Raw genomic sequence first — 15,139 nt, 5'->3', positions numbered from 1 at the left:
TGGCCAAAACCGTCAAGGGCTACGGACTCGGACCCCACTTCGAAGGCCGCAACGCCACCCACCAAATGAAAAAACTCACCCTCGACGACCTCAAGAAGTTCCGCGACCACCTGCGGATCCCGGTCACGGATGAGCAGCTCGAAAAAGACCCGTACCAGCCGCCGTACTACCACCCCGGTACGGAGGCCCCGGAAATCCAGTACATGATGGAGCGCCGGGCCGCTTTGGGCGGGTCCGTTCCCGAGCGCCGCAGCAAGCACGCGGCGATCACCCTGCCGGACGCGAAGTCCTACGAGGTGGCCAAGCGAGGCTCGGGCAAGCAGCAGGCCGCCACCACCATGGCCTTCGTCCGGCTCCTGAAGGACTTGATGCGGGACAAGGAGTTCGGCAAGCACATTGCCCCGATCATCCCGGATGAGGCGCGCACCTTCGGTATGGATGCGTTCTTCCCGACGGCGAAGATTTACAACCCCAAGGGTCAGAACTACCTGTCCGTGGACCGCGACCTGGTCCTGGCCTACAAGGAGTCCGCCCAGGGCCAGCTGATCCACCCCGGCATCAACGAAGCCGGGGCCGTGGCAGCGTTCACCGCCGCCGGCACCGCGTACGCCACCCACGGCGTGCCCCTCGTCCCGGTCTACGTGTTCTACTCCATGTTCGGCTTCCAGCGCACCGGCGACGCCTTCTGGGCAGCAGCGGACCAGATGACCCGCGGCTTCATCATCGGCGCCACCGCAGGACGGACCACCCTCACCGGCGAAGGCCTCCAGCACGCCGACGGCCACTCCCCGCTCCTGGCCTCCACCAACCCGGCAGTAGTCACCTACGACCCCGCCTACGGCTACGAAATGGGCCACATCATCCGCGACGGCCTCGAACGCATGTACGGGCCGGAATCGGACGACCGGAACCTCATGTACTACCTCACCGTGTACAACGAGCCCATCACCCAGCCCGCCGAACCCGAAGAGCTGGACGTCGAAGGCGTTATCAAGGGCATCTACCTGCTCGCCCCGGCGAAGATCGACGGTCCCCGGACCCAGATCCTCGCCTCGGGTGTGTCGGTGCCGTGGGCCCTGGAGGCACAGCAGCTCCTGGCCGATGACTGGGGCGTCTCCGCCGACGTCTGGTCCGTCACCTCCTGGAACGAACTGCGCCGCGACGGCCTGGCCGCCGAAGAGGAAGCCTTCCTCAACCCCGGCCAGCCCGCCCGCGTCCCGTTCGTCACCAAACAGCTCGAAGGCGCCACCGGCCCCGTCGTCGCCGTCAGCGATTACATGAAGGCCGTCCCGGACCAGATCCGCCAGTTCGTGCCCAACGAATTCGCCACCCTCGGCGCCGACGGCTTCGGCTTCTCCGACACGCGCGCCGCAGCCCGCCGCTTCTTCAAGATCGATATCCACTCCATTGTGGTGCGGTCTTTGGAGATGCTGGCCCGCCGCGGTGAGGTTGATCCCCAGGCTCCGGCCAAGGCGATTGACAAGTACCGGCTGCACAACGTGAATGCAGGTTCCACCGGCAACGCCGGAGGCGAAGCGTAGCCTCACCCGCTAAAGAGCCAGCAACACGACGGCGGCCCCCACCGAAAGGCGGGGGCCGCCGTCGTCTGTCCGCGCGGCAACGGTTGTGACGCACAACCAGCCGGATTGTAGCCTTCGCACAAATGGAGCTTGCAGGGCAGGGGCCGTATGCTCAAAGAATGCCAGCACCTGCAACACCGTCCGCGAAGCGCAAACAGTCCCTCCCAGGAGTGACTCCGGAGAAGTCCGAAACCCTGAAGAAACTGCGGGCGAACGTTGGCCAGCTTTCCACCACCACCATGCGCGAGCTGGAAAAATCCCTGCCCTGGTACAGCCGGCTCAGCTCGGACGAGCGTTCCGCCCTCGGCATGGTGGCGCAGAACGGCATCGCCGCATTTGTCACCTGGTACGAGCGCCCGAGTTCACCGTCGTGGATCCTCACAGATGTTTTCGGCACGGCACCCACGGAGTTGACCCGGTCCATCAGCCTGCAGAAAGCCCTGCAGCTGATCCGGATCGTGGTGGAAGTGGTGGAAGACCAGGTTCCGGTCATCGCGCCCGAGGCTGACCAGCCATCCCTGCGAGAGGCTGTGCTCCGTTACTCCCGTGAGGTGGCGTTCGCCGCCGCGGATGTTTATGCACGGGCGGCTGAATCCCGCGGCTCCTGGGACACGCGGCTGGAAGCCCTGATTGTGGATGCCATCCTGCGCGGCGAAAACACTGACGCCCTGCGGTCAAGGATCGCCGCGCTGGGCTGGAAGGCGCAGGAACGGTTCACGGTAATGGTGGGCAATTCCCCCTCGGAGCCGAGCGCCAGTTACGTCAGCGAACTCCGCCGGATGGCTGGCCGTTACGCGGAGGACGCGCTGGTGGGCATCCAGGGCGACCGGCTCATCCTGATCCTGGGTGGCGTGCAGGACCGGGAAACCGCCTACGTGAAGCTCAGCGACATGTTCGCTCCCGGACCTGTGGTGTACGGCCCCGAAGCCAGTTCCCTGCTGGAGGCCAGTGGCTCGGCGCAGTCCGCGTTCGCCGGCCTCACGGCTGCCCGCGCGTGGCCTGCCGCCCCGCGGCCTGTTGCCGCCGATGATCTCCTCCCTGAGCGCGTCATCTCCGGTGATGACGCGGCCCGCCGCTCCCTGGTCAAAAACATCTACCGGCCGCTCCTGGCAGCGTCCAACGGACTGGTGGAAACGCTCGGAACCTACCTGGAACTGGGCCATTCCCTGGAGGCAACGGCCCGTGAGCTCTTCGTCCATGCGAACACTGTCAGGTACCGGCTGAAGCGGGTTTGTGACGTCACAGGCTGGGATCCGCTCCTGCCGCGGGAGGCGTTTGTCCTCCAGGCCGCCCTCGTGGTTGGCCGTCTTTCAGCCCCGCCCAAAGCCGCCGCGGAGCGCCATCCGTCCCGGAACCAACCCTGAGGCGTTGTAGACTTCCTACAACCTGACCCCGTGAGCTTGGTGCGGACAAACACCGCTCCATCACACAGTAATTTGGAAAGCTGGTTACGTGCTTGCAATAGTCTGCCCTGGACAGGGCTCGCAAACCCCGGGTTTTCTGGCCCCCTGGCTTGAACTGCCCCCGGTGGCAGGCCAGCTGGCCGCCCTGAGCGACATCGCAGGCATTGACCTGATCGCGCACGGGACCACCTCGGATGAGGAAACCATCAAGGACACTGCCGTGGCGCAGCCCCTGATCGTTGCGGCCGGCCTCGTCGCCGCCGCATCCCTTTTCGACGTCGAGCTGAACTCCCTGCCGGTTATCCTGGCGGGACATTCCGTCGGTGAAATCACGGCATCGGCGCTTGCCGGAGTCCTCACCGAGCAGGAAGCCATGACCTTCGTCCGTGAGCGGGCCAACAGCATGGCCGCTGCCGCATCCGTCACGCCTACCGGCATGAGTGCCGTGGTAGGCGGGGACCCGGCAGAGGTCCTGGCTGCGATCGAAGCAGCAGGCGCCACCCCGGCCAACGTCAACGGCGCCGGGCAGACCGTCGCAGCCGGAACATTCGAACAGCTCAAGGCCCTCGCCGACAATCCGCCGGCCAAGGCCCGCGTCATTCCGCTGAAGGTTGCCGGCGCCTTCCACACCAGCCACATGTCACCGGCTGTCAGCACGCTCAAGGCACTGGAGCCGCAGCTGAAGCCGCAGGCCCCGAAGGTTCCCCTGCTGTCGAATTACGACGGCGGGGAGGTCACCGACGGCGGTGCCGCCGTCGAAAGCCTGATCGCCCAGGTGTCCCGGCCCGTGCGCTGGGACCTCTGCATGGAGGCGCTGGTCCAGCGCGGCGTCACCGGCGTCATCGAACTGGCTCCGGCAGGCACGCTTGCCGGGCTTGCCAAGCGGGGCATGCCCGGCGTCAAGACCGTTGCAGTCAAGACTCCCGATGACCTTTCCGCCGCCCTGGCCCTTTTCGCAGAACTGGAGGGCAACGCATGAGCGTTCCCACGCTGAAGCAGGCTCCCATTCAGGAGCACACCCGGATCCTGGGTCTCGGTGCCTACCGCCCCGATGTGATCGTCACCAATGAAGACGTCTGCCAGTGGATCGACTCCTCTGACGAATGGATCCGCCAGCGCACGGGGATTGTCACCCGGCACCGCGCCCCGGCCGACATCAGCGTTATCGACATGGCCGAGGGCGCTGCCCGCGAAGCGATGGAAAAAGCCGGAATCCAGGGCTCTGACCTGGGCGCCGTCATCGTCTCCACTGTCACGCACCCGTACGCAACGCCGTCCGCCGCTGCCAGCCTCGCGGACCGACTCGGCGCCACCCCTGCCCCCGCCTTTGACATCTCGGCTGCCTGCGCCGGCTACTGCTACGGCATCGCGCAGGGTGACTCACTGGTGCGCTCAGGAGCTGCGAAGTATGTGCTCGTGGTCGGCGCCGAAAAGCTCTCCGACGTCATTGACAACCGGGAACGCACCATCTCCTTCCTGCTCGGGGACGGTGCAGGCGCCGTCGTCATTGGCCCCTCCGAGACTCCCGGCATCGCGCCGTCCGTGTGGGGCTCGGATGGCAGCAAATGGGACGCCATCGGCATGACCCGGTCCATGCTGGACGTCCGTGACCTTGGCATGGCCGCCCGGCAGTCCGACTCCACCGGCGACCTCGCCCTGCTCGAAGAGGCCCAGGAGCTCTACCCCACGCTGCGCCAGGATGGCCAGACCGTATTCCGCTGGGCCGTCTGGGAAATGGCGAAGGTCGCCCAGCAGGCCCTCGAGGCGGCCGGTGTGACCGCTGAGGACCTGGTGGCGTTTATCCCCCACCAGGCCAACATGCGCATCATCGACGAGATGGTGAAGAAGCTGAAACTGCCCGAGACAGTTACAGTGGCACGGGACATCGCCGACGCAGGAAACACCTCTGCGGCATCCATCCCGCTGGCTACCCACCGCCTCCTGGCGGAAAAGCCGGAACTGAGCGGCGGCCTGGCACTGCAGATCGGTTTCGGTGCCGGGCTGGTCTTCGGCGCCCAGGTAGTTGTCCTTCCCTAGAAGCGCCCCCAACAGGCCGCAACCGCGTCCTGAGCCATTTCCGGCAGTACTTGCCGGCAATACAAGAAAAGGAGCCATCACATGGCTAGCAACGAAGAGATCCTGGCCGGCCTGGCTGAAATCGTGAACGAAGAAACCGGCCTGGCCCCCGAGGCTGTGGAGCTGGACAAGTCCTTCACCGAGGACCTGGACATCGACTCCATCTCCATGATGACCATCGTGGTCAACGCCGAAGAGAAGTTCGGCGTGCGCATCCCGGACGAAGAGGTCAAGAACCTCAAGACCGTCGGCGACGCCGTCAGCTTCATCGCTGGAGCACAGGCCTAGTTCCAGGCTTTCGCCGTACTACGGCTTGGCGGGGCTGCCGGTCCGGATGACCGGACCGGCAGCCCGCCGCATTTTCCGGCACCTTGCGCGTGCAAGCGTGCCGACCATCAAAACGCGGGACCCTCCGGCAGACGGATTCCCACCGACGAAAGAGTGATCCCATGACACGCAAAGTAGTCATTACCGGTCTGGGTGCCACCACACCCATCGGCGGCGATGTACCCACGATGTGGAACAACGCGCTCAAGGGGGTCTCCGGTGCCCGCACCCTGGAGGACGACTGGGTAGCCAAGTACGAACTGCCCGTCCACTTCGCAGCCCGCTGCAGCACTCCCGCGCTGGAGGTGCTGAGCCGTGTGGAGGCGAAGCGGATGGACCCCTCCACCCAGTTCGGCGTGATAGCGGCCCGCGAGGCCTGGGCCGACTCCGGTATCACCGAATTCGACAAGGACCGGCTGGCTGTGGCTTTCGCCACCGGCATTGGCGGGGTCTGGACCCTGCTGGACGCCTGGGACACCTTGAAGGAAAAGGGCCCCCGCCGCGTCCTCCCCATGACCGTTCCGATGTTGATGCCCAACGGTGTTGCCGCGGCCGTCAGCCTGGACCTGGGCGCCCGCGCCGGCGCCCACACCCCCGTTTCCGCCTGCGCCTCGGGCACCGAAGCCATGCACCTGGGCCTGGAACTGATCCGCTCCGGCAAGGCAGACGTGGTGATGTGCGGTGGTGCCGAAGCCGCCATCCACCCGATGCCGCTTGCAGCATTCGCCTCCATGCAGGCATTGTCCCGGCGCAATGACGATCCGCAGGGTGCCTCCCGCCCGTACGATACCGCCCGTGACGGCTTTGTAATGGGTGAGGGCGCCGGAGCCCTGGTCCTCGAGGCAGAGGAGCACGCCCTGGCCCGCGGAGCCCGGATCTACGGCGAACTCGCCGGTACTTCCGTCACGGCGGACGCCTACCACATCACCGCCCCGGACCCCGAGGGCCTTGGCGCAACCCGCGCGCTGAAAGCTGCGATGTTCGACGGCCGGATCCAGGCCGAGGACGTGGTGCACGTCAACGCGCACGCCACCTCCACCCCCGTAGGCGACAAGCCGGAGTACACCGCACTCCGTGCTGCCCTGGGCAACCATGTGGACAGCGTGGCGGTATCTGCCACCAAGTCGCAGATGGGCCACCTCCTGGGTGCGTCCGGCGCAGTTGAGGCCGTGCTCACGGTGCTGGCCGTGTACGAGCGCAAGGCGCCGGTGACGATCAACCTGGAGAACCAGGACCCGGAGATCCCGCTCGACGTGGTCACCTCGGCCAGGGACCTGCCGGCTGGCAGCATCGTGGCACTGAGCAACTCCTTCGGCTTCGGCGGGCACAACGCCGTGGTTGCCGTCCGCAGCATCTAGCAGCAGTCCGGCGCTTACTGCCGAAAGACCAACAGGAGGCCCCGCCGGCTGGCGGGGCCTCCTGTTGTGCTATGGAGATTGCTTGATGTTGCTGCCGGTCTCTATCACGATGGCGACAGGCTGCGTCGGGGGTGTTCTGCTGCGGTTATCCCACCTGGTGCAGCCAGCGGACAGGCGCGCCCTCGGCAGCGTGCCGGAAAGGTTCGAGTTCCTCATCCCAGGCCTCACCAAGGGCCAGGGAGAGCTCATGGTAGACAGCTGCAGGATCCCCCGCGCCGGATTCGTAGGCGTAGCGGATCCTGTCCTCGGACACCATGATGTTGCCGTGCACGTCAGTGACGGCATGGAAGATTCCCAGCTCGGGGGTATGCGACCACCGGCCGCCATCCACACCCTGGCTCGGTTCCTCGGTGACCTCGTAGCGGAGGTGAGCCCAGCCGCGGAGTGACGAGGCAAGCTTCGATCCCGTCCCGGGGGCGCCGGTCCAGGACAACTCGGCCCGGAACATTCCAGGCGCGGCAGGCTGAGGGGTCCACTCAAGATCCGTCCGCTTGTCCACGACGGAGCCGATGGCCCACTCAACGTGAGGGCACAAAGCAGTAGGGGCTGAGTGAACAAACAGCACACCGCGGGTCATTGCAACAGACATTCCATCCTCCATAGCTCTAGGTACGTCTTCCCCAACGACCTCTGCCTGGATGGAACTGCCGTGCCCTGCACTGCCGGTCCTGTTTCCCTGCCTCAATATTCAACTGTTCAGGTAAAGCTGTGTCCGGACTTGGTGGTCCACCGGAAGCAAGCAATGGAGCTTCAAGCGGGACTTGAAAGTTGCCGGACGTGACTCTTATTGTGCCGTACGCTGCCTAATTACGCCAGTGCGATTCCTGGCTGATCCAGGCACCATGGGGTTATGCCCTGGGGTGTGCCTGCTGGTAACTCTTGCGAAGCCGGTCGACAGAGACGTGAGTGTAAATCTGGGTGGTGGCAAGGCTGCTGTGCCCCAGTATCTCCTGCACGGCCCGCAGGTCCGCGCCGCCGTCCAGCAAGTGCGTGGCTGCCGAGTGGCGAAGGGCGTGCGGGCCGGAGGCCGAGGTGTCACCCAAGGCATCGAACAGGGCATTGACCAGCGACCGGACCTGCCGCTGGTCAATCCGGCTTCCCCGGGCGCCCAGGAAGAGGGCGGGGCCGCTGTTGTCCCTGGCGAACTTTGGCCGGCCCCGCCGGAACCAGTCATCCACTGCCACCGCCGCCGGCACGCCGTAGGGGACGGTGCGTTCCTTATTGCCTTTGCCGATGACACGCAGTGTCCGCCGGTCCGGGTCCAGGTCATCGATGTCGAGGCTTGTGAGCTCCCCGACCCGGACTCCTGTCGCGTAGAGCAGTTCGACGATCGCCCTGTCCCGTACAGGCAGGGGTTCACCCTCTGCGGCAGCTTCCTCCAGCCTGGTCAGGAGCCTGGTCAGTTGCTGGGACTGCAGGACACCGGGCAGGGACTGCTCGCGTTTGGGTGCCTTGAGCCTCAGCGCCGGATCGGCGGTAATGTGCTCGTCCCTAAGGGCCCATGCCGTGAAGGCACGCGCGGTGGCGGCCCGCCGTGCGAGAGTGGAGCGTGCGACGCCTGACTGGCTCTGCACTCCCAGCCACCGCCGCAGGGTTCCGAGTTCCAGGTCAGCAAGCGTGGTTCCGCCCTCAGAAGCAGCATGGGCCAGGAGGCTGCGGATGTCGCCCTCATAAGCACGCAGCGTGTGCTGGGACAGGGCCCGCTCCCCCGACAGGTACGTCACGAAGGCGCCCAGCGCCTGGCCTAGTTCCCGGGGCAGTTCCTGGTTCTCCACTCTCCTACTGTCTCAGGTGTTGCCGCCGTCCGCGTTCTGGACACGATCCAATCGTCGAGCACGCCGCCCCCGCTGCCTTGGTGAACCCGCCCTCGTCACGCCGACGCCTTGCCACGCTTCCAGCCGCCCCGCTCCGACACGGCCAGCCCGAGCAGCCCCAGCCGGCCGAGCCCGGCCCGCACTGATTCCGGTCCCAGTCCCGCCACGGAACAGAGCTTCTCGACCGACGTGGTGGACCGTAGCGGAAGGGCATCCAGGAGGATCAGGTCTTCGAGGGTCAGCCCGTCCTGGACTTCGGCTCCGCCCTGGCAGGGTTCCGGAAGGCCGGAGCCGCTGGGCCCTGCCAGCTCAGCGATTTCTGCCGCGTCTGTGACGCACACGGCGCCCCCGTCCCGGAGCAGCCGGTGGCAGCCGGCCGAATTGGCGCTGTGCACCGAGCCGGGGACAGCACCCACTGCCCGGCCCAGCGTCTCGGCGTGATGAGCTGTGTTTAAGGCTCCTGACCGCCAGCGCGCTTCCACAACCACCGTCACCGCCGACATGGCGGCGATGAGCCTGTTCCGTTGCAGGAACCGGTACCGGGTGGGCGCCGAGCCTGGTGGAACTTCCGCTATCACAGCCCCCTGGTTGCAGACGGCGCGGAGCAGGTCTTCGTTCCCGGACGGGTAGAAGCGGTCAACACCGCCGGCCATCACGGCGATGGTGGGCACTGCTGCCGAAGCGCCGGCAAGTGCGGCACGGTGGGCGTGCGCATCAATGCCGTAGGCACCCCCGGACACAATGGTGAGGCCCCGCTGCGCCAAAGAGTAGGCAATATCCCCTGTAACCGATGCGCCATAGCTGGTGCTGTCCCGGGACCCTACGAGCGCGATGCACTTCTCCGCCCCCGGCAGGGGCTGCTCCGTCCCCCGCCACCACAGGCAGAGGGGTTCCTGGATGCCCAGGTCGGAGAGCTGGACCGGCCACAACTCGTCCGACGGGATGATCAGCCTGCCGCCCAGCCGTGCCATGGTTGCGAGGTCCCGCTCCGGTGCCAGATCCGGAATCCGGGGCTGCCAGCGCCTCAACGACGCGGCCATCCCGGACCAGCTGGTGGCGGACCCGCTGTCCGCAAGGAGCGAGGTGATCTCACGCTCCAGCTCCGTTCCGGCAGAAACCTGGCCGGTGGCAATCCGCAGGGCATCCACTGCGCCGCAGATCTGCACCAGTGCGAGCCCGGCAGCATCCTGGGGTTCCATCAACCTGGCAAGCGCGGCCCGCGCCACCCTTTCAGGGTCGGCCCCGATCCCCGTCATGCGGCCACCGCCGCAGCCTGCCGCAGTCCCAGCGCCTGCCCGATATCGTTGACGTCCGGCCGTTCCCTGTGTCCCAGGTCCGCCATGGTCCAGGCCAAGCGAAGAACCCGGTCATAGCCGCGGGCGGTGAGTACGCCGCGTTCCAGTGAATGGTCAAGGATGCGGGTGGAGGCCGCCGGAAGCCGAAGTTCTCCCCGCAGTACGCGGCCGGGTACCTGGGCGTTTGTTTCCAGGCCGAAGGGCTGCAGCCGTTCAAGCTGCCGCCCGCGGGCATTGCGCACCCTGTCAGCTACTGACGCAGTATTCTCCTCGGCGCCTCCCTGCCCGAACTCTGCCAGGGAGACCCTGTCCACCTGGAGCTGGATATCCACCCGGTCCAGCAGCGGGCCGGACATCCGGGCCAGGTACCGCCGCCGCATCATCGGCGTACAGGTGCAGTCCAGGCCCTTGCCTGAAGCCTTGCCGCAGGGGCAGGGGTTGGCGGCCAGAACCAACTGGAACCGGGCAGGATAGGCAGCGGTGCCGGCGGAGCGGTGAATCACCAGTTCCCCACTCTCCAACGGCTGCCGCAGTGCATCAAGCACGCGGCGCTCATACTCTGGAGCCTCGTCCAGGAAGAGAACGCCCCGGTGGGCACGGGAGGCGGCGCCGGGCCTGGGCAGGCCTGAGCCGCCGCCGATGATTGCGGCGGCGGTGGCCGAGTGGTGCGGGCTTTCGAAGGGCGGGCGGCGCAGCAGCCGGGCTGAGGACGATGGCAGGCCGCAGAGCGAATGGATGGCGGTAACCTCCATGGCCTCGTGGTCGGCAAGGTCCGGCAACAGCCCGGGAAGGCGCTCGGCCAGCATGGTCTTGCCGGCGCCCGGCGGACCCATCAGGAGGAGATGGTGTGCGCCGGCTGCTGCCACTTCGAGGGCCCGCCTCGCATCGCCCTGCCCGGAGACATCAGCCATGTCCGGACAGATGCCGTCATCCTCCTCCTCATCGGCTGGAAGCTGCGAGTCATCCGGTTCAAAATCCAGGGCAAGCTCCTGCGGGTCCGCGCCAAAATCGAGGGCCAGGCGGGCGAGGGTGTGGTAGCCCCTGACGTTGGCGCCGGGAACCAGGGCCGCCTCCGCCAGGTTGGCATGCGCCACCACGATGTCCGAATAGCCCGCCTGGACCGATGCCATCACGGCGGGCAGGATGCCGCGGACCGGGCGCAGCCTGCCGTCAAGCCCCAGCTCCGCGATAAAGACAGTCTTTCCCGTTGGCTTGATGTCGTTCGCCGCCCGCAGTACCGCCATGGTGACTGCCAGGTCGAACCCCGAGCCGCGTTTGGGCAATGAGGCCGGAATGAGGTTGGCCGTGATCTTCCGGCGGCTTAGCGGGATCCCGGAGTTCTTGGCTGCCGAGCGGATGCGCTCCTTTGCTTCATTCAACGAGGCGTCCGGCAGCCCGAGAAGAATAAAAGCCGGCAGGGTTTGGCCGATGTCCGCCTCGACCTCCACGATGTAGCCGTTCAGCCCGACGAGGGCGATGGAGTAGGTCCTGCCGAGGGCCATTCATCCCACCCCCTTGAGGTGCTCCACCACGGGTTCGCCGCCGCCGTCGTCCAGGACGGCGATGACATCCACCCGCCGCAGCGGCATTCGCAGCTCCCGGTCCCGGCACCAGGCGGAACCAAGCCGGTGCAGGCGGGCGAGCTTCTCCGGACCAACCGCTTCAAAGGGGTGGCCGTAGTCGAGGGATCGGCGGGTCTTCACTTCGGCAATCACCAAGGCATCGCCGTCGAGGGCCACAATGTCGATTTCGCCCTCGGTGCAGCGCCAGTTGCGCTCCACCACCAGCATGCCGAGGGACTCAAGATAATCCGTGGCGAGGTCCTCGCCGCGGCGGCCCAACAGGTCTTTTGATTTCATTTCTACCTCCGCAACCAGCCTGCGGCCGCGCGGTTGCGGAGGTAAGGGAGCTTGTGCCGTATGTGCACAAAACAGCCGCCGGGGGGTGACTGTGCAGGACAAGTCCCCGGCGGCCCGTCAGGTATTACTGACCCAGGTCAACATCCTTGGGCAGTGCGAGTTCTTCGTTGCGCGGAAGCTCTTCCACGTTGACGTCCTTGAACGTAAGGACCCGGACACTCTTAACGAACCGCGCCGAGCGGTACACGTCCCACACCCAGGCGTCCTGCAGGGTCAGGTCGAAGTAGACTTCGCCGTCGGCGCTGCGGGCCTGGAGGTCCACATGGTTGGCAAGGTAGAAGCGCCGTTCGGTCTCGACAACGTAACTGAACAGTCCGACGACGTCGCGGTATTCACGGTAGAGCTGCAGCTCCATGTCGGTTTCGTAGTTTTCAAGATCCTCAGCACTCATGCTTCCATCTTGCACCATGTGCGGCGCCGCCGGAGCCCGTGCCGGGCGTATGGGCGGCAGAGTCCACCAGGAACCAGTCCGCGGACGGGCTCAGTCTTCAGCGGCAGGCCCGCCGGCGTCGCCGCCCAGGACATCGTCACCGCCGGTATCCTCCAGCGCCCCGTCGAGCAACTCCCCGCCGAGCAGGCGCCAGCTTACACGGTGGTACGGGGTTGGACCCGCCGCACGGAGGACGTCCCGGTGCAGCACGGTGGCATAGCCCTTGTTGATGTCCCAGCCGAAGTCCGGGTACTCCAAATGGAGTTCCTTCATCATCCTGTCCCGCTCCACCTTGGCGATCACGCTCGCGGCAGCGACGCTCAGGCACTGCATGTCCGCTTTGATCTTGGTATGCACGGGGGCCTCACAGGCGGCTTCAAGCACGGGCTCGTCAAAGAGGGACAGCTGTTCTGCCGGGGAAAGCCAGTTGTGGCTGCCGTCCAGGAGCACCATGTCCGGGGTAACACCCGCCGCGAGAATCTCCTGCCACGCGCGGGTTCCAGCCAGACGCAGCGCGGCAATAATGCCCAGGGCATCAATCTCCTGCGCTGAGGCATGCCCTACCGCCGATGCCACACTCCACCGGCGGACCAGCGGGTCAAGGCGTTCCCGTTCCGCCGGGCTGAGCAGCTTACTGTCCCGCACCCCGGCCAGCGGCCGCTGGCGCTCCACGTCGACCACGGCGATGCCGACGCTGACGGGACCGGCAAGAGCGCCGCGGCCCACTTCATCAACACCGGCGATAAGGCGCACGCCTTGCGCCTTAAACGTCCGTTCATGCCGCAGGGTGGGAGCTTTGGCGGGACGGCCCGCTTTGGCGGAACCGGCCCGCCCCTTGGCCGTGCCGGCCTTGGCGGGGCTGGCCTTGACTACCGGGGACATGGTCAGGGCGCCACCGGAACGTTCCGGAACACGTCCGGGTAGTTGTCCAGGGTGGTGATCCTGCTCAGCGGCCAGGCGATGACAGCAGCTTTGCCTTCAAGGTCGGCCATATTGATGAAACCGCCGTCGGCATCCATATGGGCGCGGGAATCGGCGGAGTGGTTCCGGTTATCACCCATCACCCACACCTTGCCTTCGGGGACAGTCACATCGAAGTTGCGGACCTGCGGAACCTCGGCAGTGTTGACGTACTTTTCGTCGATGGCGGTTCCGTTAATGGTCAGTTTACCGCCGGCGTCACAGCAGACCACATGGTCCCCCGGCAGCCCGATGACCCTCTTGACCAGGTGTTGCTCGGAGTTGTCCGGCAGGAGGCCAACAAACGTCAGGCCGTCCTGCACCCAGGTGAAGGGCCCGTTGGTCTTTTCCGGCGCCGCCGGCAGCCAGCCCTTGGTGTCGCGGAACACCACAACGTCCCCGCGGCTCAGCGAGAACGGTTCCGGTACCAGGAGGTTAACAAAAATCCGGTCGTCCACGTCCAGCGTATTCACCATGGATTCGGACGGGATGAAGAAGGCCCGGAACAGGAATGTTTTGATCAGGAAGGAGAGCACCACGGCGATGACCACTACCGTGGCTATTTCCTTCAGCCAGGCGAGCACCTGGCTTCCGCCCGTCTTTTCGTCGGCGGCCCTCGCTTCGGCCCGGCTGCTCGCGGCCCTGGAAGGTGCTTCCGGAGCCGCTGCTGCTTCCGGTGCAGCACTGGCCGGGGAATCCGGGGCGCCGTCCGGACGCGGCTCGGGGATCCGCGGGTGGTTCTCGGGCATCTACTGTCCGTTCTCTTTTATGGGCCCTGCCGCTGGCGGCCGAGGTACTGCAGCAAATCTATCAAGCGGCCAGACGATCTGGACCGGCCTGCCAATAACCCTGTCCAGGGGTACCATCCCCCCGCCGGGGGCACCCAGCAGGCTCCGGGAGTCGGCGGACACGGACCGGTGGTCGCCCAACAGCCACAGCCGCCCGTCCGGCACTTCTGCGGTGAACTTTTGGGTGCTGGGGTGATCACCGGGAAAGATATAGGGCTCGGCCAATGGCTGGCCGTTGACGGTGATTTTCCCGCCGGTGTCACAGCAGACCACGGTGTCCCCCGGGAGGCCGATGACGCGCTTGACGTACGTGGTGTCACTGCCGGTGAGGCCAAGCCATTGGGTGATTGCCACTGCGGAGTCCACGAACGCGCCCTTGCCGCTGTTGAGCGGTGAGAACGTTCCCCGGCCGTCAAAGACCACGATATCCCCGCGCCGGACCGGCTCGGCGTTGAAATCCGTGCGCGAGACAAGGATCCGGTCCCCGCCCTGGAGGAGCGGTTCCATGGACTCGGACGGAATGTAGTAGACATCCAGCCAGAGTGAGCGGACCAGCCCACCGACCGCAATGGCCAGCACAAAGGCGAGGAACGCAAAACGCCAGCCCGTTTTGGGGGGCTGGCGTTTTGTCTGGTCCATAAGTCCGTATCCTGGGCGCTGGTGCATGGCTCCGGCGCTGGCCGGTTACGGCTGCGGCCCTGCCTGGGTAGGTCCGGGAAGGACTTACTTGGCGGTGCTGAAGTCGCGCTTTTCCTTGATCTTCGCAGCCTTACCACGCAGTGCACGCATGTAGTAAAGCTTGGCGCGGCGGACGTCACCCTTGGTAACGACCTCGATCTTTTCGATGATCGGGGAGTGTACCGGGAAGGTACGCTCCACGCCGACGCCGAAGGAAACCTTACGGACGGTGAAGGTCTCGCGGACGCCCTCGCCCTGGCGGCCCAGGACAAAGCCCTGGAATACCTGGACACGGGTGTTCTTGCCTTCGATGATGTTCACGTGAACCTTGAGGGTGTCACCTGCGCGGAACGCGGGAACATCGGTGCGCAGCGAGGCTGCATCTACGGAATCGAGAATATGCATGAGTGCACTCCTGGTGAACGCCACAGGTCATTCACTTTGGGTCACG

Annotated in this window: 16 protein-coding genes; 6 read left to right on the top strand and 10 right to left on the bottom strand. The window is 65.9% G+C overall.

The features are described from left to right. The 6 genes from BMX78_RS02760 to BMX78_RS02735 form a co-directional block, all read left to right on the top strand. The coding region (locus BMX78_RS02760; RefSeq protein ID WP_502686260.1) for a transketolase-like TK C-terminal-containing protein at positions 1-1,541 on the top strand (1,541 nt) is incomplete at its 5' end. Positions 1,542-1,699: 158 nt separating this feature from the next. After that, positions 1,700-2,944, top strand: coding sequence for a PucR family transcriptional regulator (locus BMX78_RS02755; protein WP_091415960.1), 1,245 nt, complete (start codon positions 1,700-1,702; stop codon positions 2,942-2,944). An 88-nt stretch (positions 2,945-3,032) separates the two neighbouring features. Next, on the top strand, positions 3,033-3,962 hold the full coding sequence (locus BMX78_RS02750) for an ACP S-malonyltransferase (protein WP_091415957.1): 930 nt from the start codon (positions 3,033-3,035) through the stop codon (positions 3,960-3,962). Continuing rightward, on the top strand, positions 3,959-5,020 hold the full coding sequence (locus BMX78_RS02745; protein WP_091415954.1) for a beta-ketoacyl-ACP synthase III: 1,062 nt from the start codon (positions 3,959-3,961) through the stop codon (positions 5,018-5,020). The genes BMX78_RS02750 and BMX78_RS02745 overlap by 4 nt, the downstream gene beginning before the upstream one ends. Before the next feature lie 81 nt (positions 5,021-5,101). Then, positions 5,102-5,347 carry an acyl carrier protein gene (locus BMX78_RS02740; protein ID WP_009359314.1) on the top strand — a complete coding sequence of 82 codons (246 nt, stop codon included), beginning with the start codon at positions 5,102-5,104 and terminating at the stop codon, positions 5,345-5,347. A 161-nt stretch (positions 5,348-5,508) separates the two neighbouring features. Then, positions 5,509-6,744, top strand: a complete 1,236-nt coding sequence (locus tag BMX78_RS02735) for a beta-ketoacyl-[acyl-carrier-protein] synthase family protein (protein WP_091415953.1) — start codon at positions 5,509-5,511, stop codon at positions 6,742-6,744. Positions 6,745-6,889: 145 nt separating this feature from the next. On the opposite strand, the gene BMX78_RS02730 is transcribed toward BMX78_RS02735, so the two are convergent. From BMX78_RS02730 to rplS, 10 genes are all read right to left on the bottom strand, one after another. Continuing rightward, the gene (locus tag BMX78_RS02730) at positions 6,890-7,393 is read right to left on the bottom strand and encodes a DUF3145 domain-containing protein (protein WP_041652118.1); all 504 of its coding nucleotides are present in this window, start codon (positions 7,391-7,393) and stop codon (positions 6,890-6,892) included. 259 nt (positions 7,394-7,652) lie between these two features. Further along, the gene (locus tag BMX78_RS02725; RefSeq protein WP_091415950.1) at positions 7,653-8,579 is read right to left on the bottom strand and encodes a tyrosine recombinase XerC; all 927 of its coding nucleotides are present in this window, start codon (positions 8,577-8,579) and stop codon (positions 7,653-7,655) included. A 95-nt stretch (positions 8,580-8,674) separates the two neighbouring features. Beyond that, entirely contained in the window at positions 8,675-9,874 is a 1,200-nt protein-coding gene (gene dprA / locus BMX78_RS02720) for a DNA-processing protein DprA (RefSeq protein ID WP_091415947.1), read from the bottom strand. Beyond that, a complete protein-coding gene (locus BMX78_RS02715) occupies positions 9,871-11,415 on the bottom strand; it encodes a YifB family Mg chelatase-like AAA ATPase (protein ID WP_091415944.1) in 1,545 nt (514 codons plus the stop codon). Before BMX78_RS02715 ends, dprA begins: the two co-directional genes overlap by 4 nt. Then, positions 11,416-11,772 carry a YraN family protein gene (locus BMX78_RS02710; RefSeq protein WP_091415942.1) on the bottom strand — a complete coding sequence of 119 codons (357 nt, stop codon included), beginning with the start codon at positions 11,770-11,772 and terminating at the stop codon, positions 11,416-11,418. Positions 11,773-11,896: 124 nt separating this feature from the next. Continuing rightward, the gene (locus BMX78_RS02705) at positions 11,897-12,223 is read right to left on the bottom strand and encodes a DUF2469 domain-containing protein (protein ID WP_013601392.1); all 327 of its coding nucleotides are present in this window, start codon (positions 12,221-12,223) and stop codon (positions 11,897-11,899) included. A gap of 90 nt (positions 12,224-12,313) precedes the next feature. Next, on the bottom strand, positions 12,314-13,144 hold the full coding sequence (gene rnhB / locus BMX78_RS02700; protein WP_286138749.1) for a ribonuclease HII: 831 nt from the start codon (positions 13,142-13,144) through the stop codon (positions 12,314-12,316). 2 nt (positions 13,145-13,146) lie between these two features. After that, positions 13,147-13,971 (bottom strand): signal peptidase I, encoded by an 825-nt coding sequence (lepB, locus tag BMX78_RS02695; protein ID WP_091415939.1) that lies wholly within the window; start codon positions 13,969-13,971, stop codon positions 13,147-13,149. Next, positions 13,972-14,649 carry a signal peptidase I gene (gene lepB, locus BMX78_RS02690; RefSeq protein WP_091415936.1) on the bottom strand — a complete coding sequence of 226 codons (678 nt, stop codon included), beginning with the start codon at positions 14,647-14,649 and terminating at the stop codon, positions 13,972-13,974. An 84-nt stretch (positions 14,650-14,733) separates the two neighbouring features. Continuing rightward, the gene (gene rplS / locus BMX78_RS02685) at positions 14,734-15,093 is read right to left on the bottom strand and encodes a 50S ribosomal protein L19 (RefSeq protein WP_050054723.1); all 360 of its coding nucleotides are present in this window, start codon (positions 15,091-15,093) and stop codon (positions 14,734-14,736) included. Between the last annotated feature and the right edge of the window lie 46 nt (positions 15,094-15,139).

The organism is Arthrobacter sp. OV608, assembly GCA_900110595.1.
Classification (GTDB): domain Bacteria; phylum Actinomycetota; class Actinomycetes; order Actinomycetales; family Micrococcaceae; genus Arthrobacter.
The sequence above is the reverse complement of the archived record's forward strand: the minus strand, read 5'-3'. Positions and strand labels throughout refer to the sequence as shown.

Bases quoted from the DNA above. Each gene is read 5' to 3' on its own strand.
- BMX78_RS02755 (WP_091415960.1), top strand. From the start codon at position 1,700: ATGCCAGCACCTGCAACACCGTCCGCGAAGCGCAAACAGTCCCTCCCA.
- dprA (WP_091415947.1), bottom strand. From the start codon at position 9,874: ATGACGGGGATCGGGGCCGACCCTGAAAGGGTGGCGCGGGCCGCGCTT.
- BMX78_RS02715 (WP_091415944.1), bottom strand. From the start codon at position 11,415: ATGGCCCTCGGCAGGACCTACTCCATCGCCCTCGTCGGGCTGAACGGC.
- rplS (WP_050054723.1), bottom strand. From the start codon at position 15,093: ATGCATATTCTCGATTCCGTAGATGCAGCCTCGCTGCGCACCGATGTT.
- rnhB (WP_286138749.1), bottom strand. From the start codon at position 13,144: ATGTCCCCGGTAGTCAAGGCCAGCCCCGCCAAGGCCGGCACGGCCAAG.
- BMX78_RS02705 (WP_013601392.1), bottom strand. From the start codon at position 12,223: ATGAGTGCTGAGGATCTTGAAAACTACGAAACCGACATGGAGCTGCAG.
- BMX78_RS02735 (WP_091415953.1), top strand. From the start codon at position 5,509: ATGACACGCAAAGTAGTCATTACCGGTCTGGGTGCCACCACACCCATC.
- lepB (WP_091415936.1), bottom strand. From the start codon at position 14,649: ATGGACCAGACAAAACGCCAGCCCCCCAAAACGGGCTGGCGTTTTGCG.
- lepB (WP_091415939.1), bottom strand. From the start codon at position 13,971: ATGCCCGAGAACCACCCGCGGATCCCCGAGCCGCGTCCGGACGGCGCC.
- BMX78_RS02740 (WP_009359314.1), top strand. From the start codon at position 5,102: ATGGCTAGCAACGAAGAGATCCTGGCCGGCCTGGCTGAAATCGTGAAC.
- BMX78_RS02745 (WP_091415954.1), top strand. From the start codon at position 3,959: ATGAGCGTTCCCACGCTGAAGCAGGCTCCCATTCAGGAGCACACCCGG.
- BMX78_RS02710 (WP_091415942.1), bottom strand. From the start codon at position 11,772: ATGAAATCAAAAGACCTGTTGGGCCGCCGCGGCGAGGACCTCGCCACG.
- BMX78_RS02730 (WP_041652118.1), bottom strand. From the start codon at position 7,393: ATGTCTGTTGCAATGACCCGCGGTGTGCTGTTTGTTCACTCAGCCCCT.